At 64.9% G+C, this 24,268-nt stretch carries 22 protein-coding genes; 15 read left to right on the top strand and 7 right to left on the bottom strand.

What is annotated here, in order from left to right:
* Window positions 1-2 precede the first annotated feature (2 nt).
* The 5 genes from AC5IJH_RS02150 (at window position 3) to AC5IJH_RS02130 (ending at window position 3,364) form a co-directional block, all read left to right on the top strand.
* Window positions 3-1,325 (top strand): tetratricopeptide repeat protein, encoded by a 1,323-nt coding sequence (locus AC5IJH_RS02150; protein WP_491901147.1) that lies wholly within the window; start codon window positions 3-5, stop codon window positions 1,323-1,325.
* A 26-nt stretch (window positions 1,326-1,351) separates the two neighbouring features.
* Window positions 1,352-1,798, top strand: a complete 447-nt coding sequence (locus AC5IJH_RS02145; RefSeq protein WP_491901146.1) for a hypothetical protein — start codon at window positions 1,352-1,354, stop codon at window positions 1,796-1,798.
* A 4-nt stretch (window positions 1,799-1,802) separates the two neighbouring features.
* Window positions 1,803-2,345 carry an SNARE domain-containing protein gene (locus AC5IJH_RS02140; RefSeq protein WP_491901145.1) on the top strand — a complete coding sequence of 181 codons (543 nt, stop codon included), beginning with the start codon at window positions 1,803-1,805 and terminating at the stop codon, window positions 2,343-2,345.
* Between the two features lie 52 nt (window positions 2,346-2,397).
* Window positions 2,398-2,595, top strand: a complete 198-nt coding sequence (locus AC5IJH_RS02135) for a hypothetical protein (protein ID WP_491901144.1) — start codon at window positions 2,398-2,400, stop codon at window positions 2,593-2,595.
* Between the two features lie 82 nt (window positions 2,596-2,677).
* On the top strand, window positions 2,678-3,364 hold the full coding sequence (locus tag AC5IJH_RS02130; RefSeq protein ID WP_491901143.1) for a M48 family metalloprotease: 687 nt from the start codon (window positions 2,678-2,680) through the stop codon (window positions 3,362-3,364).
* Window positions 3,365-3,371: 7 nt separating this feature from the next.
* On the opposite strand, the gene AC5IJH_RS02125 is transcribed toward AC5IJH_RS02130, so the two are convergent.
* Window positions 3,372-4,169 (bottom strand): prolipoprotein diacylglyceryl transferase, encoded by a 798-nt coding sequence (locus AC5IJH_RS02125; protein WP_491901142.1) that lies wholly within the window; start codon window positions 4,167-4,169, stop codon window positions 3,372-3,374.
* Between the two features lie 73 nt (window positions 4,170-4,242).
* On the opposite strand from AC5IJH_RS02125, the gene hpt reads away from it, so the two are divergent.
* The 4 genes from hpt (at window position 4,243) to aroA (ending at window position 9,000) form a co-directional block, all read left to right on the top strand.
* Window positions 4,243-4,803, top strand: a complete 561-nt coding sequence (gene hpt, locus AC5IJH_RS02120) for a hypoxanthine phosphoribosyltransferase (protein WP_491901141.1) — start codon at window positions 4,243-4,245, stop codon at window positions 4,801-4,803.
* Window positions 4,804-5,051: 248 nt separating this feature from the next.
* Window positions 5,052-5,735, top strand: coding sequence for a deoxyribose-phosphate aldolase (gene deoC, locus AC5IJH_RS02115; protein ID WP_491901236.1), 684 nt, complete (start codon window positions 5,052-5,054; stop codon window positions 5,733-5,735).
* A gap of 89 nt (window positions 5,736-5,824) precedes the next feature.
* A complete protein-coding gene (locus AC5IJH_RS02110; RefSeq protein WP_491901140.1) occupies window positions 5,825-7,654 on the top strand; it encodes a SpoIIE family protein phosphatase in 1,830 nt (609 codons plus the stop codon).
* Window positions 7,655-7,701: 47 nt separating this feature from the next.
* Window positions 7,702-9,000, top strand: a complete 1,299-nt coding sequence (gene aroA, locus AC5IJH_RS02105; RefSeq protein WP_491901139.1) for a 3-phosphoshikimate 1-carboxyvinyltransferase — start codon at window positions 7,702-7,704, stop codon at window positions 8,998-9,000.
* A gap of 40 nt (window positions 9,001-9,040) precedes the next feature.
* On the opposite strand, the gene AC5IJH_RS02100 is transcribed toward aroA, so the two are convergent.
* On the bottom strand, window positions 9,041-11,158 hold the full coding sequence (locus tag AC5IJH_RS02100) for a TolC family protein (RefSeq protein ID WP_491901138.1): 2,118 nt from the start codon (window positions 11,156-11,158) through the stop codon (window positions 9,041-9,043).
* Window positions 11,159-11,471: 313 nt separating this feature from the next.
* On the opposite strand from AC5IJH_RS02100, the gene truA reads away from it, so the two are divergent.
* Genes truA through AC5IJH_RS02085 form a run of 3 tightly spaced genes read left to right on the top strand, consistent with a single transcriptional unit; the run spans window position 11,472 to window position 15,412 of the window.
* Window positions 11,472-12,326: a tRNA pseudouridine(38-40) synthase TruA gene (truA, locus tag AC5IJH_RS02095; protein ID WP_491901137.1), complete on the top strand. Its 855-nt coding sequence runs from the start codon at window positions 11,472-11,474 to the stop codon at window positions 12,324-12,326.
* 8 nt (window positions 12,327-12,334) lie between these two features.
* Complete coding sequence (locus AC5IJH_RS02090; protein WP_491901136.1) at window positions 12,335-13,633, top strand: M20/M25/M40 family metallo-hydrolase; 1,299 nt, start codon at window positions 12,335-12,337, stop codon at window positions 13,631-13,633.
* 60 nt (window positions 13,634-13,693) lie between these two features.
* On the top strand, window positions 13,694-15,412 hold the full coding sequence (locus AC5IJH_RS02085; RefSeq protein WP_491901135.1) for an amidohydrolase: 1,719 nt from the start codon (window positions 13,694-13,696) through the stop codon (window positions 15,410-15,412).
* A gap of 6 nt (window positions 15,413-15,418) precedes the next feature.
* Here the strand turns inward: AC5IJH_RS02085 and AC5IJH_RS02080 are convergent, their stop codons facing one another.
* Window positions 15,419-16,648 (bottom strand): acyltransferase family protein, encoded by a 1,230-nt coding sequence (locus tag AC5IJH_RS02080; RefSeq protein WP_491901134.1) that lies wholly within the window; start codon window positions 16,646-16,648, stop codon window positions 15,419-15,421.
* A 112-nt stretch (window positions 16,649-16,760) separates the two neighbouring features.
* Here AC5IJH_RS02080 and AC5IJH_RS02075 point away from each other — a divergent pair, with 112 nt between their 5' ends.
* The 3 genes from AC5IJH_RS02075 to AC5IJH_RS02065 all read left to right on the top strand — a co-directional run bounded on the left by AC5IJH_RS02075 (window position 16,761) and on the right by AC5IJH_RS02065 (window position 20,159).
* A complete protein-coding gene (locus AC5IJH_RS02075; RefSeq protein ID WP_491901235.1) occupies window positions 16,761-17,702 on the top strand; it encodes a DMT family transporter in 942 nt (313 codons plus the stop codon).
* Between the two features lie 202 nt (window positions 17,703-17,904).
* Window positions 17,905-19,584: a trypsin-like peptidase domain-containing protein gene (locus tag AC5IJH_RS02070; protein ID WP_491901133.1), complete on the top strand. Its 1,680-nt coding sequence runs from the start codon at window positions 17,905-17,907 to the stop codon at window positions 19,582-19,584.
* Between the two features lie 137 nt (window positions 19,585-19,721).
* The gene (locus AC5IJH_RS02065) at window positions 19,722-20,159 is read left to right on the top strand and encodes a peptidoglycan-binding domain-containing protein (RefSeq protein WP_491901132.1); all 438 of its coding nucleotides are present in this window, start codon (window positions 19,722-19,724) and stop codon (window positions 20,157-20,159) included.
* Window positions 20,160-20,238: 79 nt separating this feature from the next.
* Here AC5IJH_RS02065 and lysA read toward each other — a convergent pair whose 3' ends face one another.
* The 4 genes from lysA to AC5IJH_RS02045 all read right to left on the bottom strand — a co-directional run bounded on the left by lysA (window position 20,239) and on the right by AC5IJH_RS02045 (window position 24,122).
* On the bottom strand, window positions 20,239-21,537 hold the full coding sequence (gene lysA, locus AC5IJH_RS02060; protein WP_491901131.1) for a diaminopimelate decarboxylase: 1,299 nt from the start codon (window positions 21,535-21,537) through the stop codon (window positions 20,239-20,241).
* An 87-nt stretch (window positions 21,538-21,624) separates the two neighbouring features.
* Complete coding sequence (locus AC5IJH_RS02055) at window positions 21,625-22,449, bottom strand: alpha/beta fold hydrolase (protein ID WP_491901130.1); 825 nt, start codon at window positions 22,447-22,449, stop codon at window positions 21,625-21,627.
* A gap of 70 nt (window positions 22,450-22,519) precedes the next feature.
* Window positions 22,520-22,876: a PspC domain-containing protein gene (locus AC5IJH_RS02050; RefSeq protein WP_491901129.1), complete on the bottom strand. Its 357-nt coding sequence runs from the start codon at window positions 22,874-22,876 to the stop codon at window positions 22,520-22,522.
* Between the two features lie 82 nt (window positions 22,877-22,958).
* The gene (locus AC5IJH_RS02045) at window positions 22,959-24,122 is read right to left on the bottom strand and encodes a hypothetical protein (protein WP_491901128.1); all 1,164 of its coding nucleotides are present in this window, start codon (window positions 24,120-24,122) and stop codon (window positions 22,959-22,961) included.
* Window positions 24,123-24,268: the final 146 nt, after the last annotated feature.

Below are 24,268 nucleotides of genomic sequence, written 5' to 3'. Positions count from 1 at the left end.
CGATGAAATGGTGGCTCTCATTCCTGCTGCTCGCGCCGCTGGCTTCTGCGCAGCAGGCCCCGCTGCCGGCGGGCACACAGTCTCCGGACCAACCAGCTTCCGCCGCGCATCCCGCTCCGGGCGTCGCGCCTGCGCTGGCCGCGGCCGAGGACAAAATGGATGCGCGCGAGTACGACGCAGCGCGCCCGCTGCTCGCGGCCTGGCTGAATCAACACCCGCAAGATGCGCGAGCGCTGTTTGACCTCGGCTACGTCGAGGACGCCACAGGACAGCAGGAAGCCGCGGAACGCGACTACATGAAGGCGAACGCGGCCAACCCCAGGCAGTTCGAATCGCACGCCGCCCTGGGGCTCCTCTATGCGCAGACCAACCGGGCCGACCAGGCGCGCACCGAACTCGAGACCGCGAGCCAGCTTGAGCCCGCTGCGCCGGACCCGGCGGCGAAGGCGCAGGTCTGGCGCAGCCTCGCAGAACTTCAGCTCGCCACCGACCCGTCTGCGGCGAAGCAGTCACTGCTCCATGCGCTCGAACTGGTCCCCGGCCAGCACAATCCCGCGGACCTGGTGTTGACCGGACGCATCGCCGAGGCCAATCACGATCCCGAGGACGCCGCTGTTGCCTATCACCAGGCGTTAGCGGCCGAGCCCGGCTCCGCCGCAGCCACGTCCGGCCTGGCGCACCTGCTGCTGCAAGAGAAGAAGCCGCAGGAGGCCGAACCGCTCCTGCGCGAAGCGCTCGCCCGGCATTCAGAGGACGCCGGCCTGCAGGCCCAGCTTGCTGGTGCGCTCTCCGCGCAGGGCAACACGGCGGAGGCGCTCACCACGCTCGAAAAGCTGCATCAGCTTCAGCCCGCCAACAACTCCGTCAGCGGCATGCTGGCCGATGCGTACATGCAGTCCGGTGCGCCGGACAAGGCCGTCCCGGTCCTGGCTGAGGCCCTGCGCAACGATCCAAAGGACACGTCGCTGCTCACCGTCTATGGACAAAGCCTGATCTACACGCGCCAGTTCGCGCAAGCGGTCCCGGTGCTGGAGCGCGCGACCGCCGTCGATCCAAGGGACGTAGAAGCCTGGGGCGGCCTCGCATTTGCACAGTCTCAGTTGCACCAGGACGCTGCCGTGCTCGCCGCGCTTCGGGCGCGTGAACAAATCGCACCGGACACGGCAGAGACATTGTTCCTGAAGGCAACTTCGTACGATAATCTGCACCAAAGCAAACAAGCGGCCGAGTATTATGAACGGTTCCTCGCGGCCGCCGGGAATCACTATCCGAACGAGGAATGGCAGGCGAAACACCGGCTGGTGACCCTGGGACACGGTCACTGACCGCAGCGGCCCCCGCGAGGTGCGCTATGCGTCCGATCGGTCTCCTCGTTCTCTCTCTCTCCCTTGCCGCCCCGGCATGCTTCGGCGCAAACCTGGACAACAAGCAGCTCGACCAGGCAGCGATTACCGCCCTCGCCACCAAGGCAAGCATCGCTTCTCCCAAGGAGCAGTGCTTCCTCTACGCCGAGGTCGTGCACCAGATGACCGAACTCGCAGGTCGTCAGCTCAAGCAGGGCGAGGACGCCTCCGCGACACTTCGCTCCATTCGCGAGTACACGCAGAAGATCCATCTCGGCATGGCGGACGACACCAAGCGGATGAAGAACGCGCAAATCCTGATGGAGCACACCGCGTTCCGCTTGAACGAGTACCTGCATGGAGCGGCGCTCGACGACCGCCCGGTGCTCGAAACCACGCTCAAGAACCTGAACCAGGTGCAGGACGAGCTGATGTTGCGCGTCTTCCGCCGCTAAGTCTGTGAAGCGCGCACACCTCCGCTGTGGCGCCGTCGCGCCTCCCGTTCGGCTCATCGCTCTCGCGGTCCTGCTGGGAGCGACGGTCCCGACTCTCGCGCAGCACTCGCGCGACCCGCTGACGCCGCAGCAGGAAGATCAGATCCGCGAGGTCGCGGACCAGCCGAGTGAGCGTATCAAGCTCTACCTCCAGTTCATCGACGAGCGCAGCGACACCATCCACCAGACGGTGCGGCGTCCTGTCGATCAGCATCCCGGTGCGGACATCCACACCAAGATGGAGGAGTTCACCCGGCTGGTGGACGAGCTCGAAGACAATATCGACACCTACGACCAGCAGCACGCCGATGCTCGCAAGGGATTGAAGCTGGCGCTGGAGCGTGCGGCCAAGTGGAACGGCATCCTGAATGAGCCGCCCAGCTCACCGGAGTACGACTTTGCGCGAAAGACCGCGCTTGAAGCGTCTGACAGTCTGCGCCAGGCGGTCACGGAAGTCCTGAAGTCGCAGGAGGAGTACTTCGGCAAGCACAAAGCCCCGAAGAAGTAACACCTCTGCGTCTTTGCCGTACGTCCGCGCATCTCTTCGTGCGGAGACTCAGATGGAATCTGCATTGCGGTTTTTCGAACTGCTGGCGACCGCGGGCGTCGGCGTGTTCTGCCTGTATCAGTGCTTCACACTCGGGGAAAATGGCGGCGCGCTGGGCAAGCCCGCTGCCGGGTGGACGGCGCGAGCCGGCTTGATCGCCGTCGCTGCCTTCTGCTTCTTCACCGTGGCCCGACTGGCCGCGACCCGCTGAGCGGAATCGGCCGTAACGCACTTACCTCGACGCCCACACGGCGCTCTGTGGTAGTCCGCAACAGTGCTAGCCTAAGTCAGACGTGACCCCCGAGTTACAGCGCATCTTTCAGGACGAATACCGCGTCCTCCGACCCCGCGCGCCGATGCCTCCGTTGCAGGTGCGCTTCCGGCAGTTCACTACCCTGAACACCACCATTCGTCTGCGCGAAGGCAATCTGCACGTTTCGCTCTCCGACGTGCTCGAGGGCGCTCCGGAGCCGGTGCTGCGGGCCATCGCTCACATCCTGATCGCGAAGCTCTATCGCAAGCCGCTCGATGCGCGGCACACCCGCCGCTATCGCCACTTCTCCTCGAGCGAGTCCGTGATGCGGCAGACCGAGCGGCTGCGCCAGACACGCGGGCGCAAGACCATCCTCGGGCCCAAGGGGCAGTACTACGACCTTGAGGAGATCTTCGACACTCTGAATACCCGGTTCTTCTACGGCCTGCTCGGCCGGCCGACGCTGACCTGGAGTGCGCACATGGCGCGCCGCGCGCTCGGCCACTACGACCCGGCGCACAACACGATCGTGGTCAGCCGCGTCTTCGACCGACGCAATACACCGCGCTGTGCCGTCGAATATCTCGTTTATCACGAGATGCTGCACCTGAAGCATCCGGTCACGGTGCGATCCGGCCGCCGCTGCGTGCATTCGCGCGCCTTCCAGGCAGACGAGCGCCTGTTCCCGGAGCTTGCCGCTGCGAAGGTGTACCTGAAGCAGCTTTAGTTGCGGTTCAGGTGGCTGCGGCAGCAGACGCAGCGCGTGACGTCGCATGGCGTCTGGCCCACACGATCAGCAGGATGCCGACCACCATGGACCCAAGACTGGCGAGCTGCGCATTGCTCATGCCGAAGTAAATGCGCGGGTTGATGCGGATGAACTCCACCAGGAAGCGTGCCAGCCCGGCCAGCACCAGGTACTCGCCTGTCAGCTCGCCCTGTCCAAGGCTCTCGCCCTGCGCACGCCGTCGCAACTGCACGGTCCCGCGATGCCACAGCCAGGCCCCGATCGCCAGCGCGGCCAGGAATTCATAGATCGGCGTCGGGTGCACACGCTGGACGGTCGGCACCAGGCCGTGAGGGAAGCTCATGCCCCAGGGCAGGCTCGTTGCGATGCCGTAGTCGCCATCGCCAGAGGTGAGACAGCCGATCCGTCCCACGCCGTAGCCCACGGCTGCCGCGGGAGCGGCCAGGTCCAGCATCCCCAGCGAGCCTGTACCCGCCGCGCGCCCCTGCCACATCAACGTCAGGATGCCAGCGATCAATCCGCCATACCAGGCGAAGCCGGCCCGATCGAACAGCGTGGCAATGGGGAAATGGATCAGCGTCGACGGGTCTTCGAACACGTGCCACAGCTTGGCGCCGATCACGCCCAGCACCGTGACAAACGCCACGACACTGACCGCATCTGCCTGCACGCGGTAGCGACGAAAGTTCTGGTGCAGGACGAACGCCGCACACACCGCCGCGAGCCACAGCAGCAGACCGAAGGTGCCGATGGTGAATCGGCCAAGATGAATGAACGGATACATGAAAGCGCTGTGTCGAGTATAGCCAGCGTCAACTGGCTTTGGCAGAAGACGGGACCTGGGAGATGATAGCCGCATGGCGACCACGGCCGGACATGCTCTGCACGAGGTTCATCCGCCGGTCCTGATCAGCCGGGACGCCATCGCCCAGCGCATCGCCGAGATAGGCCGCGAAATCGACCGCGACTACGCCGGCGAATCCGTCCTGCTGGCGGGCGTGCTCAAAGGGGCCACCATCTTCCTGGCGGACCTGGCGCGCGCCATCACCGTGAACTGCACCTTCGACTTCGTCGCCGTCTCGAGCTACGGCAAAGGCACGCGGTCGAGCGGCGCAGTCAAGCTGATCAAGGATCTCGACCACCCGATTGAGGGCCGCAACATCATTCTGGTCGAGGATATTCTCGACACCGGGCTCACGCTGTCCTTCCTGAAGCGCATGCTGCAGCACCACCAGCCAAAGTCGCTGCGCGTGGCCACGCTGCTGGACAAGCCCGACCGCCGGCAGGAGGCCATCCAGGCCGAGTACGTCGGCTTCACCATCCCCAACCACTTCGTGATCGGCTACGGCATGGACTACGCCGAGCGCTTTCGCAACCTGCCCGACATCTGCATCTTCCCGCCCGAAGCAGCGGACTGACGCACTGCTCCCGTTGTGGAGCAACGCGGAACACACTGCGTCTTCTCAGAGGAGACGGGAGTCTCCGCGGCGTCGTAAGCTGCACTGTGTTTCGCCCCGCCACGCAAAGGAGTTGACCCGTGGAGATCCATATCGAGGAAGCATCGCCCACCACTGAGCAGACCCCGCCCAAGATCGTTGAGAACCCCCACCGCGGCACCTTCAACCCGCAGGTCTTTGCAGAGCAAGCACTCGCCACGCCGGCTGCGCTGGCCGCTTTGCTGGACCACACGCTGCTGAAGGCTGACGCGACGCGGGACCAGGTGATTGCGCTCTGTCGCGAAGCCGCCGAATACCGTTTCGCCTGCGCGATGGTCAATCCCGCGTGGGTGCCACTGGCGAGTTCGGCTCTGGCCGGGACCGGCATCCCTGTCGGCGTGGTGATCGGCTTCCCGCTCGGGGCGAATCTCGCCACCAGCAAGCGTGACGAAGCGCGCGAGATGGTGAAGATGGGGGCGCGCGAGCTCGACATGGTGATCAATATCGGCATGCTGCGCAGCGGCATGTATGACGGTGTTGAAAGCGACATCCGGTCCGTCCTCGAGGTGGCTCACGGAGCAGGCGCGATCGTCAAAGTCATTCTTGAGACTTCCCTGCTCTCCATCCCGGAAAAGCTGCGCGCCTCCGAGATCGGCATCAGCGCTGGCGTGGACTTTCTGAAGACCAGCACCGGGTTCTCCACGGGCGGCGCGACAGCTGCCGATGTCGCGCTGCTGCGCGGTGTCGCTGGCAACTCCTGCGGGGTGAAGGCCTCGGGAGGCATACGCACGCTCAGTGACGCCCGCATCATGCTCGACTCCGGCGCAAGCCGCATCGGGGCCAGCGCCAGTGTGCGCATCGTCGAAGAACGCATGCAGGAACTCGCCTCTGCACAGCAGACTGCGTCGATCTGAGCGGGTTCTCATCGTCCGACCGGCGCGCGGCGCTGCGCTATGATGACTCGATTGCCCGGCCCACGTGACCGGGCGATGGAGCGACCCACGTGAAGAATGACGGCCAGCCCGACCGGCCTGCCGACAGCTTCGAAGGAGACTACCGGCCCGCCAGCGAAGGCGGGGCCGCGCGCGTACAGGTGCGTCAGGAGCCGATCCAGCTCGAGTTCCTGATGCGGCTGGCGAACGCTCTAAACGCCACGCTCGATCTGCAGACCATCATGCACCAGACGGCGGAGCTGGTTCGTGCCGTCATCGACTTCCGCATCTTCGCGATCCTGCTGCTCAACGACCGCACCAACGATCTCCGCATGCGCTACCAGGTCGGCCATACGCCGGAGACCGAGCGGCGGCGCTTCCGCGTCGGCGAAGGCGTGATCGGCGAAGCAGCATCGCTGAAACAGCCCGTGCTGATCAATGATGTCCGCGAAGCGAAGAACTACATCTCCGCGAACGATTCAGTGCGATCCGAGCTCGCGGTCCCGCTCATCGTCAAAGGCCGGGTCATCGGTGTGATCGACATCGAAAGCGAGCAGATCGGCTACTTCCAGGAAGAGCAGCTTCGCCTGCTCGAGCTCACGGCGTCCCGCGTCGCAGTCGCCATCGAGAATGCTCGGCTCTACACACGCGTCTCGCGCCAGGCGCAGACACTGGCGGTGCTCACCGAGGTCTCGCGCGACATTAGCTCGATCCTCGACCTGGACGAGTTGCTCGAGAGGATCGGCGCGCTGCTGCGCCGGCTCATCGACTACCAGATGTTCTCAATCCTGCTGGTGAACGAGCGCGACCATCTGCTGGAGACGCAGTTCGCGGTGCGCTTTGGTAAACGGTACGTGCCAAGCGAGCGCGTGCCGGTGGGGCGCGGACTGGTCGGTGTCGCGGTCGAGACACGGGAGCCGGTCTATGCCGCGGATGTCCGTCGCGATGCGCGCTACTACATGATTGACCCGCTCACGCGCTCCGAGCTGGCCGTGCCGCTGATCTATAAAGGCAAGGTCATCGGCGTGCTCGACCTCGAACACACCAAGGTCAACTACTTCAACGAAGATCATCGGCGCACCGTCATCACGCTGGCTGCGCAGATCGCCATCGCGATCGAGAACGCGCGCCTCTATCAACGTATTGCGCAGCAAGAGCAGCGCCTCGAGCACGATCTCGAGATGGCACGAGAGGTCCAGCTTCGCCTGCTGCCCCAATTGCGCCCCAAACATCGCTTCGCCGACTTCGCCACACGCTTTCTGCCCGCGCGCACCATCGGTGGCGACATGTACGACCTGCTGCTCTATGACAAGACGCGCACCGGGATCGCGCTGGGCGATGCGAGCGGTAAGGCTGCGCCGGCCGCGCTCTATGCGGCGCTCGTCTCCGGCATCATGCGCGCCGCCGCGCCACGATGTCCGCATCCGGCCGATATGCTGCGCCTGCTGAACGACTCCCTGCAGGAGCGCCGCGTCGACGCGCAGTACGTGACCATGGTCTTCGCAGTGTGGAACGATGAAGACCAGACGCTCGAAATTGCCAATGCCGGGGCCGTGCAGCCACTGATTCTTCGCAGTGGGGAGGTCGAGACAATTCGCGCGGAAGGCTTCCCTCTCGGGCTCTTCCCCGATGTGTCGTACGAGCAGTTCACGTTATCCACGCGACCCGGCGATGCAATCCTCTTCTTCTCCGACGGCCTCGCCGATGCGCAAAACCCGGCAGGAGAGATGTTCGGCACCGAACGACTCGCCGAACTGGTCGAACGTCATCCCACGCTTTCGGCGGCCGCGCTCGCCGACCTCATCCTTGCCGAGATCTCGGCGTTTCAGTCCGGCGAAGAGCGCTTCGACGATGAGACGCTGATCGTCCTTCGCGTTCAGGACGCCGCGAACCCCGCCTGAGCCAGCTACACTCGAAGACAAACCGCTGTTCGAAACGGAGTCTTCGCTTGTCTCAATCGACCCCGACCCGCGTGATCTCTCCCGCGCGTAACCTGCTCGGCAGCCTGCGCCTGCCGGGCGACAAGAGCATCTCGCACCGCTATGCACTGCTCGGCGGGCTGGCCCATGGCACGACGCGGCTGGAGAACTTCTCGACTGGCGCAGACCCAGCCAGCAGTCTGGGGTGCGTCGCCGCACTGGGCGCGAAGGTCACGCACGAGGGCACAAGCGTCACCATCGAGGGCTGCGCCGGCCGCTTCACGCCGACGACCGAGCCGCTGGACTGCGGCAACTCCGGCTCGACGATGCGCATGCTGGCCGGCCTGCTCGCTGCCCAGCAGGGACGTTTCACGCTGGTTGGCGATGAGTCGCTCACCCGCCGCCCGATGGAGCGCATTCGCAAGCCGCTCGAAGCCATGGGCGCACAGATCACGCTGACCCAGGGTCATGCACCGGTCGCGATCGAGGGCGCTACACTCCGTTGCCTCGACTACACCACCCCCGTGCCGAGCGCACAGGTGAAGACGGCCGTGCTCTTCGCCGGCATGCAGGCACATGGCACCTCCTCGGTAACAGAAGCCATCCGCACCCGCGACCACGGCGAGATTGCGCTTGAGGCGTTCGGCGTCCGCCTGATCCGCGAGATAAACAAGATCAGCGTCGCTGGCGGACAGTCGCTCCACGCGGTCGAGACGGTCATCCCGGGCGATCTCTCCTCGGCGGCGTTCTTCCTGTGTGCGGCTGCGCTCTTCCCCGATTCCAGCCTGCTGCTCGATAATCTGGGGCTGAATCCGACGCGGGCGACACTGCTCGACGTGCTCTCGACGTTGGGTGCGAAGACCTCCGTGCTCAACCTGGAGCAACGTGGCGGTGAGCTTGCCGGAACGGTGCAGCTCGTTGCGCCGCCCGACGGTCTCAGTGGTGCCACCATCTCAGGTGCGCTTGCCGCACAGCTCATCGATGAACTGCCTGTGCTCGCTGCCATCGCACCCTACACGCGTCATGGCATTCGCATTCGCGATGCCAAGGAGCTGCGTGTGAAGGAATCGGACCGGATCGCGCTGGTGGCGGAGAACCTGCGCCGCATGGGCGCCGAAGTCACAGAGGTTGACGACGGTATGGACGTACCCGGCGGACAGATGCTGCACGGCGCGGAGATCGACGCCGGCGGAGATCACCGCATCGCGATGGCGTTCTCCATCGCGGCTCTTCGAGCGAAGGGCGATTCGCTGATCCACGGCGCAGACGCCGCGGATATTTCGTTCCCGGAGTTCTTCACATTGCTCGACCAGGTCGCAGTCCGATAGTTACGCTGGCGGGAGCGATCGCGCTCCCGCCAGCAGAGCACTAAGGCTGTGGCGGCGGCTGCTGCGGCATGGGCGACGGCGGCGTTGGCTGGTCGTGCGATTTCTGCAGCTGCTGCTGTTGCGAAGGCAGGCTGGCGTCCGGCGTCTTCGGGGCCGGCTCCAGGCCGGGCACGCTGATCGCCTGGTTCACCTTGCCGCTGACCGCGTCAGTGATGCTGATGTTGTACTTGGTCAGCGTGTTCGCCAGGAGCTGCTCGAGGGATGCGCGATCGCGCGCGTAGGTTCCGAGCGCGGAGGTGACCGTGTTCTCGGCCGCCGCCAGGCTGCGCTCCTGTTGCAGCACCAGCGCTGTGGTCGAAGCGCCGTACTTGAACTTCTTCTTCTCCGCATCGAGCGCCTGCAGGTTGTACTCGCGTGTCGCCGTCGCGGCCTGTACCGCGGCGCGATCGTTCGTCAGCGCATATTGCGAGTTGATCACCTGAATTCGCACCTGCGTGTAGAGCTGCTCGAGCTTCAACTGGTCCTGCCGGTATTCGAGCAGGGAGCGCGACACGAGCGACTGCGCTGTGCGGTTGCGCAGCGGAATATTTACGTTCACGCCAACGCCGCGATCCGGCGTGTTGCCCTTGAACAGACCGGTGAACACATCGGAGTAGCCGCCCGGCGTGATCTGGCAACCCTCGGGTCCGTTCGCCGCGATGCTGCAGTTCGGGTTCGCCGCGCCCCCCAGTGTGGTCGAGCCGTAGAAGCCATACACATCCACCGTTGGCAGCAGACCATTCTTCACACCACGCAGCGTGATCTGGTCGTTCTTCAGATTGAGCACGGCCTGCTCGATCTCCGGCCGATTCTGATACGCCTGCTTGACCAGGTCTTCGACTGCGGCTGTCTCCTCCGGCATCTCGACCAGCGACACACGATCGGTCGGCACCACAGGGGCGGCAGAGAGCTTGGGATCATCCAGGTTCCGCGCGACCGCCTGCTTGATGATGAGCTGCTGGTATTCGAGCGTGGACTGCGCACTGATCAGCGTCTGCTTGTCCTGCGCTACCTGGTTGTCGGCATTCAGCACGTCCAGCGGAGCCAGTGTGCCGATCTGCAACTGCTTGCGATCGTCCGAGGCGACCTGCGTCGACTGGTCCAAGGCACGCTGCGCCGACTGCACGTTTTCGTACGCGCTCACCAGCGACCAGTAGATGCCTTCTACCTGGTTGATGGTGTAGAGCAGTTGCTGGCGAAAACCTGAGTCTGTGATGCGGCGATTGTTGAGCGCCTGGACGATGAACCGGCGATTCACGCCGGGGCCAAAGCCATTCAGCAGATGCTGCGTGACGGTCGCGCGAAAGCTCGAGGTCAGCTCCGGGCTATAGCCGTTACGGAAGCTGTTCGTGGTGACGCGCGAGTTCTGGAACCCTACAGTGAACAGCGTGCCGGTCTGGTACCCCTGCTGGTACTGGAAGTTGTAAGCATCAGTGTTCTGATTCAACGCTGGCGCACCAGTGATGAACTGGTTGGGCTCGGGCGTCGTCGATCGCTCAAGCTGCACCGTGCCGGTCAGCAACGGATCGGAAATGGTAGGCGCTGGCCCCTGACCGTTGGCCGTGAGCACCAGGCCGCTGGAACCGGCGCCCGCGCCGGCCGCACCGGCAGAGGTACCCCCTGGACCGCCGCCCGAAGCCGACAGTGTGGACGTGCTGCCGCTCAACGTGCCGGTCACCAGGCCGGCAGGCGAGCCCAGCAGCGATCCGCCCGCGCGCGAACGCACGATGTCCGTGTCGGAGATATCGAGGTTGTAGCGAGCGATAGCGATGTCGTAGTTATTCTCAAGCGCCAGCAGGATGGCGTCGCTCAGGCTGAGATAGATCTTCCCGTTCTGCACGAGCTCGGCGAGCCGCGGAGAATTGAAGACATTCGGCACATCGACGCTCGGCGATCGATAGATCGCCAGCGGGTTGGGAAAGGGTCGCGGCGACTTTGAAAAATCGCGCGTGTCCGGCCGCAGAAACAGTGGTTGCGTCGCGTTGGGCGCCGGCTCGCTGGGCAGTCCCGCCGTGGCCGATCCCGGCTCGATCTGCTGCTGGGCTGCCGCGATGGGCGTCACACCCGAGAGCAGCGTTGCCGCTATCGCGGCCCACCCTGCCAGGCGTCTGCCGCGCATGTGTCCTGCTCCCCCCGACTGCTGCCGCACAACTTTCCTCAAGCTTGCCATTCGCCCCCGCTCAATCTTTCTCGCTGTCTCCACACAGACGGTGCAGAGCACTCCCGAGACTCCGGCTTTCGCGGAATCCTTACTGAAGAGCGCGGCTCCCCAGCGCTGACTCAGTCGTGTCGCCTGTGGCTGATTACGTTGAGAGCACGCTGCATGTTCCCGAAAACCTCGCACGCGGCGCAAGGCAGGTCACAGCACTCGCAACAGCAAGGCGAGTATATCGCGGGCGCTCGCCCCACCCTGCGCTATCCTCAGCCTGGTCATGCAGTTCGATACACAGGGCGAGTTGGATCAACACGGCGATTCCCTGCCCCATCCAGCGGGGCAAATCTGGAAGCTGCTGCTGGCCTACGACGGCACGGACTTTCATGGATGGCAGGTGCAGCCCGGGCGATACACCGTGCAGGGTGAGCTGGCAGACGCGCTCGAGCGGGTGACTGGCGAGCGCACGCTGCCGCAAGGCTCGGGCCGCACCGATGCCGGCGTGCATGCCTTGGCCCAGGTCGCCTCGGTCGCGCTCCTTGCGCCGATTCCTCCTACGAACCTGCTGCGCGCCCTCAACCGCACGCTGCCGCCAGCCATTCGCGTACTTGCGGCAGAGCATGCGCCTGCCGACTTCCATGCGCGCCACAGCGCCACCGGCAAGCGTTACGAGTACCGCATCTATCGTGGCGAGATTTGCCCTCCCGCACTCGCCCGCTATGTCTACGCAATGCCCTGGCCGCTGCACCTCGATGCGATGCAGGAGGCCGCCAGCGACGTGCTGGGCACGCACGACTTCTCTTCATTCGCCGCCAGTGACGCTGATCGCACCACCCGCATGGCAGCCGACGAGCAGGTTCACAACGTCCGCACGCTGACCCACTCCCTGTGGCACGAGGAAGGCGATCTGCTGCTTTACACCGTGGCGGGCAGCGGATTTCTCCACCACATGGTGCGCAACCTGGTCGGCACATTCCTCGAAGTGGGGCGCGGTCAGCGGCATCCGGCAGAGATCGCCGCGATGATCGCGGCGCGCAGGCGAACCGTCGCAGGCGCCACCGCGCCGGCCCGCGGGCTCTATCTGCATTCGGTCGTGTACGGCGCCTCGCCCGAACGCGATGCTACCCTTGATTAAAGGCCGGCATGCAGTCGTTTCTCTCACTGAATCCGCTCGGCCGGGTGCCTCAACTCGCGGCGCAGCGGCGAGTCCATCAAGCCTTCCGCTGGTTGCACCTTCGCGATGGGCTGCTGATGGACTGGCAGCGCACCCTGGTCGGCATCCCGGCGCCGCCGTTCGGCGAAGCCACCCGCGCCGCGTGGCTGCTGAGCCAGTTCGCCTCCATCGGGCTGACCGACACCATCATCGATTCTGAAGGCAATGTCCTCGGCCTGCTACCCACCGACGCAGCGTCCGGATTGGCGGGGCACAACGGCAACGCGGCTCATTGCCCCCACGCCCTCGTCCTGTCCGCGCACATCGATACCGTATTTCCGGCGGAAACGCCGATCGACCCCGTGGTCCAGGGCACCCGCCTCATCGCCCCCGGCGCCTGCGACAATGCCGCAGGGCTGACCGGGCTGCTCGCCATCGCCGCCGCACTCGTCGCTTCGGCGGTGACGTTTCCCTGCCCTGTGCTGTTCATCGCCAATGTCGGCGAAGAGGGCGAGGGCGATCTGCGCGGCATGCGCTACCTCTACCAGCAGTCGCCATGGCGGGACCGCATCGCTGCCCACATCGTGCTCGATGGCGCGGGCCACGAGGTCGCGGTCACCGAGGCGCTGGGCAGCCGCCGGTTTCTCACCACGGTGCGTGGACCAGGCGGACACTCCTGGACCGATGCCGGTGCGCCAAACCCGATCGCCATCCTCAGCCACACCATCGCCGCGCTCACCGCTCCGTCTGAGGTGTGCTCCCCACACAGCACACTCAATGTCGGCACCATCGAGGGCGGCACTTCGATCAACTCCATTCCGGAGCAGGCGAGCGCGCGCTTCGATCTGCGCTCCACCTCCGGCGAGGAGCTGGTGTGTCTCGAGGTCGCGCTGCATCGCGCGCTCGAGGATGCCGTGATCGCGGCGAACAGCGCCGCCGCGGAGAGTCGCACGCGCCGTCTCCGTGCGAAGGCCACGTTCACGATCGAGCGAATCGGCGAGCGGCCTGCCGGGCTGCTGGCAGCAACGCACGGCGGCCGGGCGCTCTACGACGACCTGCTCGCTGTCGATCGCCACCTCGGCATCCGCACCGAGCCGCGGGTCGCCTCCACGGACGCGAATATCCCGCTCTCGCTCGGCGTTCCAGCCATCAGCATCGGCGCGGGCGGTGATGGCGGTGGCATCCACACCCGCCAGGAGTGGTACGACGCCGCGCACCGCGAGCTCGCGCTCAAACGCATCCTGCTGATCCTGATGCTGACGGCCGAGCGGCTCTACGAAGTGAACTGACAGCGAAGTGAACTGATCGGGCCACGTGGCACCCCGCCGAGCGCTGCTACACTCCCAGCCATGCTCCGCGCCGCTGCTGCCGCTGCTCTGATCGCTCTGCCGCTCACCGCCCAGACCACTGCCGTCCCGCCCGACGCCATCTACTATCACGGCCACATCCTGACCGGGACCGGGCTAAAGGATGGACGGCTCGACTACGTGTCGGCGATCAGCATGCGCGCAGGGCTGGTCACAGCGGTCGGCACCGATCAGGATCTGCTCAGGAGCAAGGGACCAAAGACGCGGACCATTGACCTGAACGGCGCGTTCGCGATGCCGGGCATCAACGACGCACACACGCACATCGGCGAAGCGGGACACGAACAGCTCTCCGTGAACCTGCTTGGCAGCACCAGCCTCGATGACATGTTGAGCCGTATCAGCCGTGCAGCGAAGGCCGCACCGGCAGGCCACTGGCTCGACGGCGGTGGCTGGGATCACACGTTGTGGCCGCTGAAGGTTCTGCCCACGCGGCAGGAGCTGGACTCCGTGACGGCCGGTCATCCGGCGTTCCTCGTGCGAGTCGATGGACACATCGCGGTCGCGAACACCGCAGCCCTTGCGGCGGCGAAGATCACCAGCGCCACGCCCGATCCGCAGGGCGGTAAGTTCGATCACGACGCGAAGGGTGAGCTGACCGGCATCGTGCGCGAGGACGCCGCGATGGAAGAGCTGCGCAAGGTCATTCCGCCACCGGCACCGGCAGAGCGCAAGCGCGCACTCTCTCTTTCACTCGCGGACGCGGCGATGCACGGCGTGACCAGCGTGCAGGACAACTCAGCATGGGAGGACTTCCTCGTGCTCGAGCAGCTTGAGCACGAGGATCACCTGCCTGTACGCGTCTCTGAGTGGCTGGCCTTCACTGATCCTGTCGCGACGCTGAAAGAACATCGCGCGCACCATCCCGCCGACGACCGCATGCTGCACACCGCCATGCTGAAGGGCTTCATGGATGGCTCACTCGGTTCGCGCACTGCAGCACTCAACGCGCCCTACGCGGATGATCCCGGGAACAGCGGCATCCCGCGTTACGACCAGGCACGCCTCGATGCGATGACGAAGGAGCGGATGGCTGAGAACTTCTCTGTGGGCTTCCACGCCATCGGCGATCGAGCAGTGGAGATGGCGCTGAACGCCTTCCAGTCCGGCTGCATCAGCGCTGTGACCAGCAGCAGCGGCTTAAACAATACCGATTCTCATGACCTGTGCCTTGGTCGTCCGCGCATCGAGCACTCACAGATGCTCGACGCGCCCGACTTCGATCGCTACAAGCAGCTTGGCGTGACCGCGTCCATGCAGCCCAGCCATCTGCTCACCGACATGGCGTGGGCGGAGCAGCGCATCGGACACGATCGCGCGCGTTATGCCTACGCATGGAAGAGCTTCCTCGATCATGGCGTGCCGCTGGCCTTCGGGACCGATTACCCGGTCGAGCCGATCACGCCCTTCCGCGGCCTCTACTCCGCCGTCACGCGACAGAACGAGGCAGGCACGCAGACCTTCTTCCCCGAAGAGAAGCTGACGATCGCGCAGGCGATCTACGCCTACACGCAAGGCTCTGCGTACGCCGAGTTCAGCGAGTCGTACAAAGGCACACTCGCGCCCGGCATGGCAGCGGACTTCATCGTGCTCGACCGCGACCTGACCCACATTGCTGCGCACGACATGCTCGGCACAAAGGTGCTGCGCACCGTGGTCGCAGGCCTGCCGGTCTACGTCGCAAACGTGACCACGCGCTGAATCGAACTACGCTTTGAGACGACTGGGCTTCAGGACTACCGGTGTAGAACTCACCTGCTCTGATCGCCGCAGCAGCCGCAGAGTCGGATGCTCGACGAAGAACCAGCTCAGCCACGCCAGAATGAACGTGATCGGTAGTGAGATCAGAGTGATCCTCGCGGGCGTAACGCGTGGGCCGCAGTATTGGTACGTCAGCTGCTGCACTGGGAACGCATACAGATATGTGCCGTACGAGATATCGCCCCAGCTGACTTTCGTGAAGCGCGCCAGCCGCTCAGAAAAGGAAAATGCCAGCAGTAGATACGTTCCTGCGAAGGGAAACAAAACAAGGTAGGTCGACGGAATACGCACACTGATCACCAGGAACATCGATGACACAAGAACACCCGGCCAGGTGATCTTGATCCGGTGGCGCAGCCGGTAAGCCACCGCGCCCGCAAGATACATCGGAAGCAGGCTGGCCCAGGCTTGTGGATACCCCAGCAGAACACTCACCCAGGTTTTCGACGCCACGATCTGCAACCGAAGAACCAGCCAGCCACATGCAAGCGAAGCAACAAACAGGCACACCAGAACTGCTCGGCGGCGCAACAGCGTGGTGACGCCGAGCAGGGCGATACCGAGATAGCAGAGAAACTCATAGCTCACGGTCCACAAGGAGGCGTTGAGAGCGCCGGGCACCGCTGAATGCGCGAAGACCCCCGTCGCATGTAGATCTTTGAGCCGGAGAGCGTCCAGCAAAACGAAGATCACCTTTCGGCTCACGTCTGAGCCCTTGAGCACGCCTCCGCCAAGAGGAACCACCACCAGCGCGACAAAGCACGACATCGCCAGGAAAGCTGGATAGATCCGGGCCACTCTCTTCTTCAGGAAAGAATAAAGAGAGGACGACCGCTCATAACTTGCGGTGATCAGGAAGCCGCTCAAGATGAAAAACGAGTGCACCGCGATTGCGCCCTCTGCGACCGAAGGCGCGTCACGGCGAGGAAACCATCGATGCCGCCGGGAACAATCGCAGCCGAGTGAGCAATCAGGACGAGGGATGCCAGGATCAGGCGAAGCAGGTCCATGCTGTTTTGACGACGATCGAAAACCGTCTCCACGCTTCCAGACCCTCACATGGACAGTATCCATCGCCTCGCCGACTGCCCTTGCGATCGCCTTCCACGGAAGGTACCAGAAACACACCCTCGAACCAATTTCACGCGCCCCGCGGCTTGGGAACTCGCGCCGCACGACGGCCTGACACTAATGCGAGCACTTGAGCTTCGCAACTGCCTGAGACTCCTTCTGGCTGAGACTTGAGACTATAGATAAGCGAGACAAACGCTGCGCAGCAGCGCTCAGCATTGGAGCCGCCATCGACACACCACGCCACCGCCTGCCAACGCTGCTGCTGATCGGGATCGCCGCCATCTGGGGATCCACTTTCGTGCTGGTGAAGGACGCGCTGCGCGATGCATCGCCGCTGCTCTTCAACCTGCTGCGGATGGTGATCGCGACATCCGTGCTCGCCGTCATCTATCACCGCGACCTGCGGCGACTGCGGCGCAGCGACCTGAGCGCAGGAGCGATCGTGGGACTCTGCCTGGCAGCGGGCTACAGCTTTCAGACCGCCGGCCTCGCGCGCACCACGCCCGCGAAGTCCGCATTCATTACCGGGCTGATCGTCGTGCTGGTCCCGCTGCTATCGATCGTGCCTGCCCTGCGCCCGAGGAGCCTGCGCGCCCCCGGCCTCGCTGCCTTCGCCGGAGCCATCGCCGCCTTCGCAGGCATTCTGCTGCTCACGACGCCGCCGCACACCGCCTGGGGCCTCTTGTTCGCGAGCATCAACACGGGCGACCTGCTCTCCCTGCTCTGCGCGCTTGGCTTTGCGCTGCACGTGCTGGCGCTCGCGCATGTGTCGGCGCGGCTGCCGCTCGGCACGCTTGCAGTGTTGCAGATGGCGTTCTGCACGATCATCATGGCCGTCGCGCTCCCCATCTTCGAACACCCGCGGATCGCGTTCACCGGGCGCCTGCTCGTTGCGCTGCTGATCACGGGCGTGCTCGCGACCGCTGTCGCCTTCACTGTGCAGTCCTGGGCGCAGCAGCGGCTTTCGGCCACGCGCACCGCGCTCATCCTCGCGCTCGAGCCGGTGTTCGCCTTCCTCACATCGTTTCTCTTTGCCGGCGAGCGGCTTTCGGGTCGCGCCTCGGCCGGAGCACTGCTGATCCTGGGCGGCATCGCCGTTACCGAACTGCTGCCCAGCACCGTGCATGCCACGGCACACGAAGCGCCAGTTCCATAGCAGCGAACGCAGGGAGCGGCGCTCCATCAAACTCAATCCGCCGCCTGGCGTCTAATACTGCAGCACGCCCGGAATCGGCCAGCACGACCCAGCATCTATACTGGAGCGTTGCGTAGACTCTGATTCCCGATCCCCAGTGCAGCATTCCCTTGTATCGCCGCGCGAAGCCGCTTCGCGACATTGACGAGGTTAGACCCTGCTTATGAACGATCTCCTCCGACGGATCAAGCTCAACCGTCTGGCGCCCACCTTTATCGTCCTCGGTACTCTGTCCACCGGCATCCTGATCGGCTCGGTCGCCGTGCATGGCGTCCACGGCAGCGAGAATCAGGTCAACAGCTCGGATGCGACGCCGCTGAAGATTCCCTCTCCCGTCCAGCTCGGCAACCAGTTCGGTGAGATCGCCAAGCGCGTCGGCCCGGCGGTCGTGAACATTTCGACCGAGACGCTGCCCAAAGAGCGCCGCTCCAGCAGCCGCCGGCGGCCACGCGGAATGCAACCGCCCAGCCCGCAGGGTCCCGACGACCAGCAGGGCGGTGGCGATGACGATCAGCAGGGTGGTGGCGGGCCAGGTGGTGGCGGTGGCGGCCAGGACAACTTCCAGGACTTCTTCAACCGGTTCTTCGGTGGGCAGGCTCCCGATGGCGAAGGCGGCCCGGAGGGTGGCGGCGCGACCCGCGAATCGCTCGGATCCGGCTTCATCGTGGACCCGCGCGGCTACATCCTGACCAACAACCACGTGGTCGACAAGGCCGACAAGATCTACGTCAAGCTTTCGAGTGACCCGGAAAACGACAGCGATCGCGGTCGCCCCGCGCACGTGGTGGGCGTTGACCCCGACACCGATGTCGCGGTCATCAAGATCGATGCCCCCAACGCGCTGCCGACGGTGCAGCTCGGCAACTCCGACGGATCGCAGGTGGGTGAGTGGGTGATCGCCATCGGCAGCCCGTTCGCGCTCTCAAAGACCGTGACGGCCGGTATCATCTCGGCCAAGAACCGCACCATCGAGCCCGGCGCCAAGGGTCAGTTCCAGCACTTCATCCAGACCGACGCGGCCATCAATCCAGGCAACTCGGGCGGCCCGCTGCTCAACATGGACGGCCAGGTCATCGGCATCAATACGGCGATCTACACGCAGTCTGCCGGCTACCAGGGTGTGGGCTTCGCGATGCCTTCGAACACCGTGATCCAGGTCTACAACGACCTGATCGGGCCCACCCACAAGGTGGTTCGCGGATCCATCGGCATCTCCTTCCAGCCTGATCTGCCAAGCGCTGTCGGCCGCGTCTATGGCTTCAAGTCCGGCGTGCTGATCTCGAGCATCGCCAAGGGCGGCCCAGCAGACCAGGCCGGTCTGAAAGTCGGTGACATCATCACCTCCATCGACGGCAAGTCGATCAAGGATGGCGATGAGTTGGTCAACATCATCTCCGCTCGCCACCCCGGCTCTACTACCAAGGTCGGCTACCTCCGCGCTGGCAAGCAGGACACCGCGAACGTCACTATCGCCGATCGCACGAAGACGGTGAGCGCTCTGAACGGCCCCGCCAACCAACCGGGCGAGGAGAACGGACCGAGTGAGCAGGAGACAGGTCCCGACAAGCTGGGCATCACGGCCGTCAGCGTGCCACAGCAGTTCGCCTCCAAGGGCGTGCATGGTGTGCTGATCCAGGCAGTCAAGCCCGGCTCCTTCGCCGACGAGATCAACCTCGGCCCCGGCCTGGTGATCACCGAGGTCAACAAGACGCCGGTCAACAACAAGGCCGAGTACAGTGCCGCCATCAATGCCCTCAAGACCGGGCAGGACGTGGTGGTCAGCATCGTCGACCCGCGGCAGCCGAACTCGGGTAGCTTCTACCGCGGCGGAACTCTGCCGTAAGTAACACTTCGGTGTTACCAGAAACACTGGGCACCCACCACTTTTGTGGGTGCCTACTTCTGTTCCATTGCAATCTGATGTTCATGTCGTTAGTCTCTCGAAAACGCGAGACCCCATTCCCCCACCGAGGATTGCGCATGTTCCGTCTTACTCCCGGCAGCAGACTTCTGACAGCTGCGGTCCTGATCGCGTTCTCCGGCCTCGCCGCTTCCGCGAAGACCGCCAAAGTGACGAAGAAGCATGGCCATCGCGCGGCACACCATGAGCCCATCGGCCAGCGCGGCATCGACACGCAGCGCGCCACCGAAATCCAGAAGGCACTGATTCGCGAGAACTACCTCACCGGAGAGCCGAGCGGCCAGTGGGACGGCCAGACCGAAGCGGCCATGCAGAAGTTCCAGGCAGATCACGGCTGGCAGACGAAGCTGACCCCCGACTCGCGCGCACTGATCAAGCTGGGCCTCGGGCCGAACACGGCCTCCGGTCCGCAGGCGCTTCCGGCGAACACTTACAGCAACCCGTCGCAGGCCGCTGAAGCGGGCACGCTCGCGTCCGTTCACTCAATCACGCAGTAAGCGGCTCTCAGAAACGCTCGGCCCGCACCGGTCTCCGGCTGCGGGCCTTGCTGTCTCAGCACTCGGCGCTCGCCGTGTCTCAGCGCTCGGTCCGGAGCTGATCCTCGATCGTCTCCCGGCGGCGGATCTGCTGCACGCGTCGGCCATCCACCAGCACCTCGGCCGGGCGCCCGCGCGTGTTGTAGTTCGAGGCCAGCGACATGCCGTACGCGCCCGCGTCGAGAAGCGCGACCAGTTCCCCCGGCTGCACCTGGGCCAGCTGGCGGTCACGCGCAAAGAAGTCGCCGGTCTCGCACACCGGTCCAACCACATCCACAACGCTTTCGTCGCTCGCTTCTCCGCGTTGCACCGGCACGATCTCGTGGTGCGCGCCGTAGAGGGAGGGCCGGATCAGGTCGTTCATCCCCGCATCGGTGATCACGAATGTCTTGCTGCCGTTCTGCTTGCGATAGAGCACGCGCGCGATCAGTGCTCCCGCCTGCGCCACCAGGAACCGCCCCGGCTCGAGCAGCAGTTGCACATCGAGATCGCCCAGTGCCGCAGTCATCGCTCGCGCATACGCAGCGACCTCCGCGTCCGGGTTGAAGCGCTCTGCGCCGAGTGGATCGGCGTAGTCGATGCCCAGTCCCCCGCCCGCATCGATGGTGCCGATACGGATGCCGTCGGCTCTCAACTCACACACCAGATCGCGCACCCGCTCGAGCGCTGCGCCGAAAGGATCGGCACTGCGAATCTGCGAGCCGATGTGGACGCTCACGCCCTCTGACAACAGCCAGCGGTGTTTGGCAGCGGCGGCGTACACGGCACGAGCGCGCGCGATGTCGATGCCGAACTTGTGCTCGCGCAATCCCGTCGAGATGTAGGGGTGCGTCTCGGCAAACACATCCGGATTCACGCGCAGCGCGATGCGCGCCTTGCGGCGAAGCTTCGCGGCGCGCTCTGCCAGCAGATCGAGCTCCGGCTCGCTCTCCACATTGAATAGCCGGATGCGCGCCTCGAGCGCAGCATCCATCTCGTCCGCTGTCTTGCCCACGCCAGAGAAGACGGTCCGCTGGAGCGCGCGCTTGTCCGCCCGCCGCACACGCTCGAGTTCGCCACCGGAGACGATGTCGAACCCTGCTCCTTCCTTCGCGAGCAGGCGCAGCAGTGCGAGATTCGAGTTGGCTTTGACCGCGTAGCAGATCAGCGGTTTATGCCCTGCGAAGTGACGTTCGAACAGCCCCAGCCGCTCCCGGATCAACCGCGCGTTGTAGCAGTAGAGGGGCGTGCCGAAGCGACGGACCAACGCTTCGACCAGCACACCGTCGCAGCAGAGCTCGCCGCGCTCGTCATAGGCGAAGCCGCGCACCGCGGCACGTGGCGATGCAGCGGCAGACACGTCCGTTCTCCGGCTCAAACTGTCGATCCCTCACACGTGTGGATAAGCCTCATCTTCCCACAGCGCACCGCGTTGCAGGAACGCCGTCTACGGCTTGCGGCCAACGCACTCGTCGAAGAAGTGGCGCATCGACGCGCCCACCAGCTTCGGCTGTTCATAGGGCGCGTAGTGACCCATATCGTGCAGCAGGTAGAAGGACGCACCGGGGACCAGGTCAGCCAATTCGCGCATCTCCGCGGGCGTGCTGCCCTGGTCCAGTGCCGCAGCCAACACCGCCGTAGGAACACGGATGGTCGAAGCGGTCGCTCGCGAGTCGGGCCGGCTGCCCAGCGCATGCTGCACGGCGACGGCAGCCGCGGGTGTCATCCGCTCGGCCATGCCGCTGAGTCGCGCGAGTATTTCGGGGTCTGCCTGCTGCGCGGGTGCGCCGACCAGCGACTCGATCATTTGCGGGAACACTGCCGAGGTGCCGTCGTGTTCAATGGTTGCGATCGTGGCCCTGCGGCGAGCCAGTGCCTCGGGCATATCTGCATGTGGCTTGGCGCAAGCGATCACCAGGCCACGGATGCGCTCCGGCGCCTGTCGCCACAGTTCGTAGAGCAGATAACCGCCGAGCGAGCAGCCGCCGAACAGCGCGCGTTCGATGCCGTACTCGTCGAGCAGCGCAAGCACCGCGCGCGCCATGCTCACCATGCTGAGCGGTTCGTGCTCGTCGAGCGGCGACTGGCCATGCCCAGGCAGGTCGGGCAGCAGCACGCGGTACTCGGGCAGCAGCGCTGCCGCGGCCGGGCGCCAGAACCAGTGATCGACAGGGGTGGGGTGGAGCAGGATCACCCAAGGCGCATCATCTGTGCTCGCGCCGCGATTGCCGGGCGGCTGCGACAACACATCGGCATGGAGAGGGCTGGACATCGCTCAGGATAGGTGTCGCGGAGAGGACCTCGCCCGCGGGCGCCCCGAGCGTCCCCAGTGAGAGCGCGGCCTAGGTCTGCGGGTTGGCTGGCGGCGTGTACGCAGCGACCGTCGGCAACAGGAGCGGCTCTTCCGGTGCAGCGACCCACAAGACCACATACACAAGCAGGCCCACGCCGCTGAAACACGCCAGTAGAACAAAGATCACGCGCACCAGTGTTGGGTTCCACCCATAGGTGACAGCGAGCCCCTGGCACACGCCGGCGATCATCCGTCCGGCGCGCGGCCGGAATAAGCGTCGCTGCGCACCGGCTGGCGGAATCGCCCGCCCTCCGGCAAATGCGCCACCCTGCGGATGCCCGCAGCTTGAACAGTGACGCGCATCGACGGGGACGGCCTTGCCGCATTGACTGCAGTAGCTGCCCATGGGGTGCTCCTCCACACTCTGCTGAATTCGACGACATTCTAGCGCAGCAAGCCGGCGTTTTGCGGAGCTCTCTGGGGTCTCGCTATCCGCGGTATGGCGCCTTCAGATATCGTCGCGCGTCGTCCGCTTCATCGCTGTCGCCCAGCGCGAGGACATCGCGGTACGCCGCCTCCGCCTGCTCCCGCCGCCCGATCAGGTCGTATTCCATTCCTGCGCCAAGCGCGGCTCGACGCTTGAGCTCCGGGCTGACCGTGGGCTGTGCGAGCGCCTGCTGGTATGCGGTCGCCGCTTCGGCGTCCTGCTTCTGTCCGCGCAGCGTCTCCGCCAGTCCAAACCACGCCAGTTGCAGATGCGCATTCGTGAAGTAGCCCGCATGACGCGCCTGCTGCAGGAGCGCCCGGTACTCCACGATCGCGGCCGGCGCGCGGCCGGCATCCTTCTGTAGGTTGGCCGCCTCCAGCCAGAAGAGGAAGTTGCGGGGATACTGCTGCTTCAGTGTCTCGTTCCAGTGCGCAGCGTCGTCGTACTTCGCCTCGCGGCGGAGGAACAGTGACAAGGCAGTGCGCGCCTCAACCGACGTCGTGACCCCATGCTGGGCATCGTCCTCCAGCAGGCTGAGTCCGTGTGCCTTGTTCCCGTGAATGCCGGCCAGCCCCGCCATCAGCTTGATCGGTCCCGGCAGCGATCCCACGACATACTGATGCACCCCGACGACCAGCTCCGCATCGACATAGTCCGGGTCGAGTTCGAGCACGCGATCGTTGTCCGACCGGGCCTGCAGGGCTAACCGCAACGCCGCAATAAACGAACGCTGCACCAGCCCCATGTAAGTCGCCTTCAGGCTCTTCGCCCAGCCGCGCGCGTACAGCGCGTCCACGTCCTTGCTGTTGGTGGAGAGCCGCGCCTCGGCCATTCGGATCGCATCGCTCGAGAGCTGATCGATCTCTGCGGTGAAGGCTTTGTCTTCGCGGACTGAGTGCTTGCCGGTCAGGAAGCCATTGTGTGCGTAGAGCGTGGTATCGAGCAGATCCAGGTCGTAAAGCTGGTGAAAGAGCACTGTTTCGAGCACATAATCGGCAACGATCGGGTCCTGTGGGTGTGCCTGCTGGATCTGCCGGAAGCGCTTCAGCGCCCCGTCGTAGTCCAGCGTATAGAACTGCTCGTAGGCTGCCCGCACCTGGGGGTCGTGGTTAAGCGGATTTGTGTGCACGGGGCGCGATCCGACCTGGGCGGCCGCTGTTGCCACGACCAGCACCAGTGCCAGCAAACAATTCCAACGCGCCGCTTTGTAACGGAGACGCCTTCGCCGACACCATACAGTTGCGTTGTCGCTCTGCACTGGAGACCTCTTGCCCATGCTGCTTCGCTCCCCTGCCCTCTGCCACCTTACGC

This window comes from Candidatus Dedyshia acidiphila, assembly GCF_051025295.1.
Classification (GTDB): Bacteria; Acidobacteriota; Terriglobia; order Terriglobales; family Acidobacteriaceae; genus KBS-83.
This window is presented reverse-complemented; position numbering and strand designations above follow the sequence as displayed.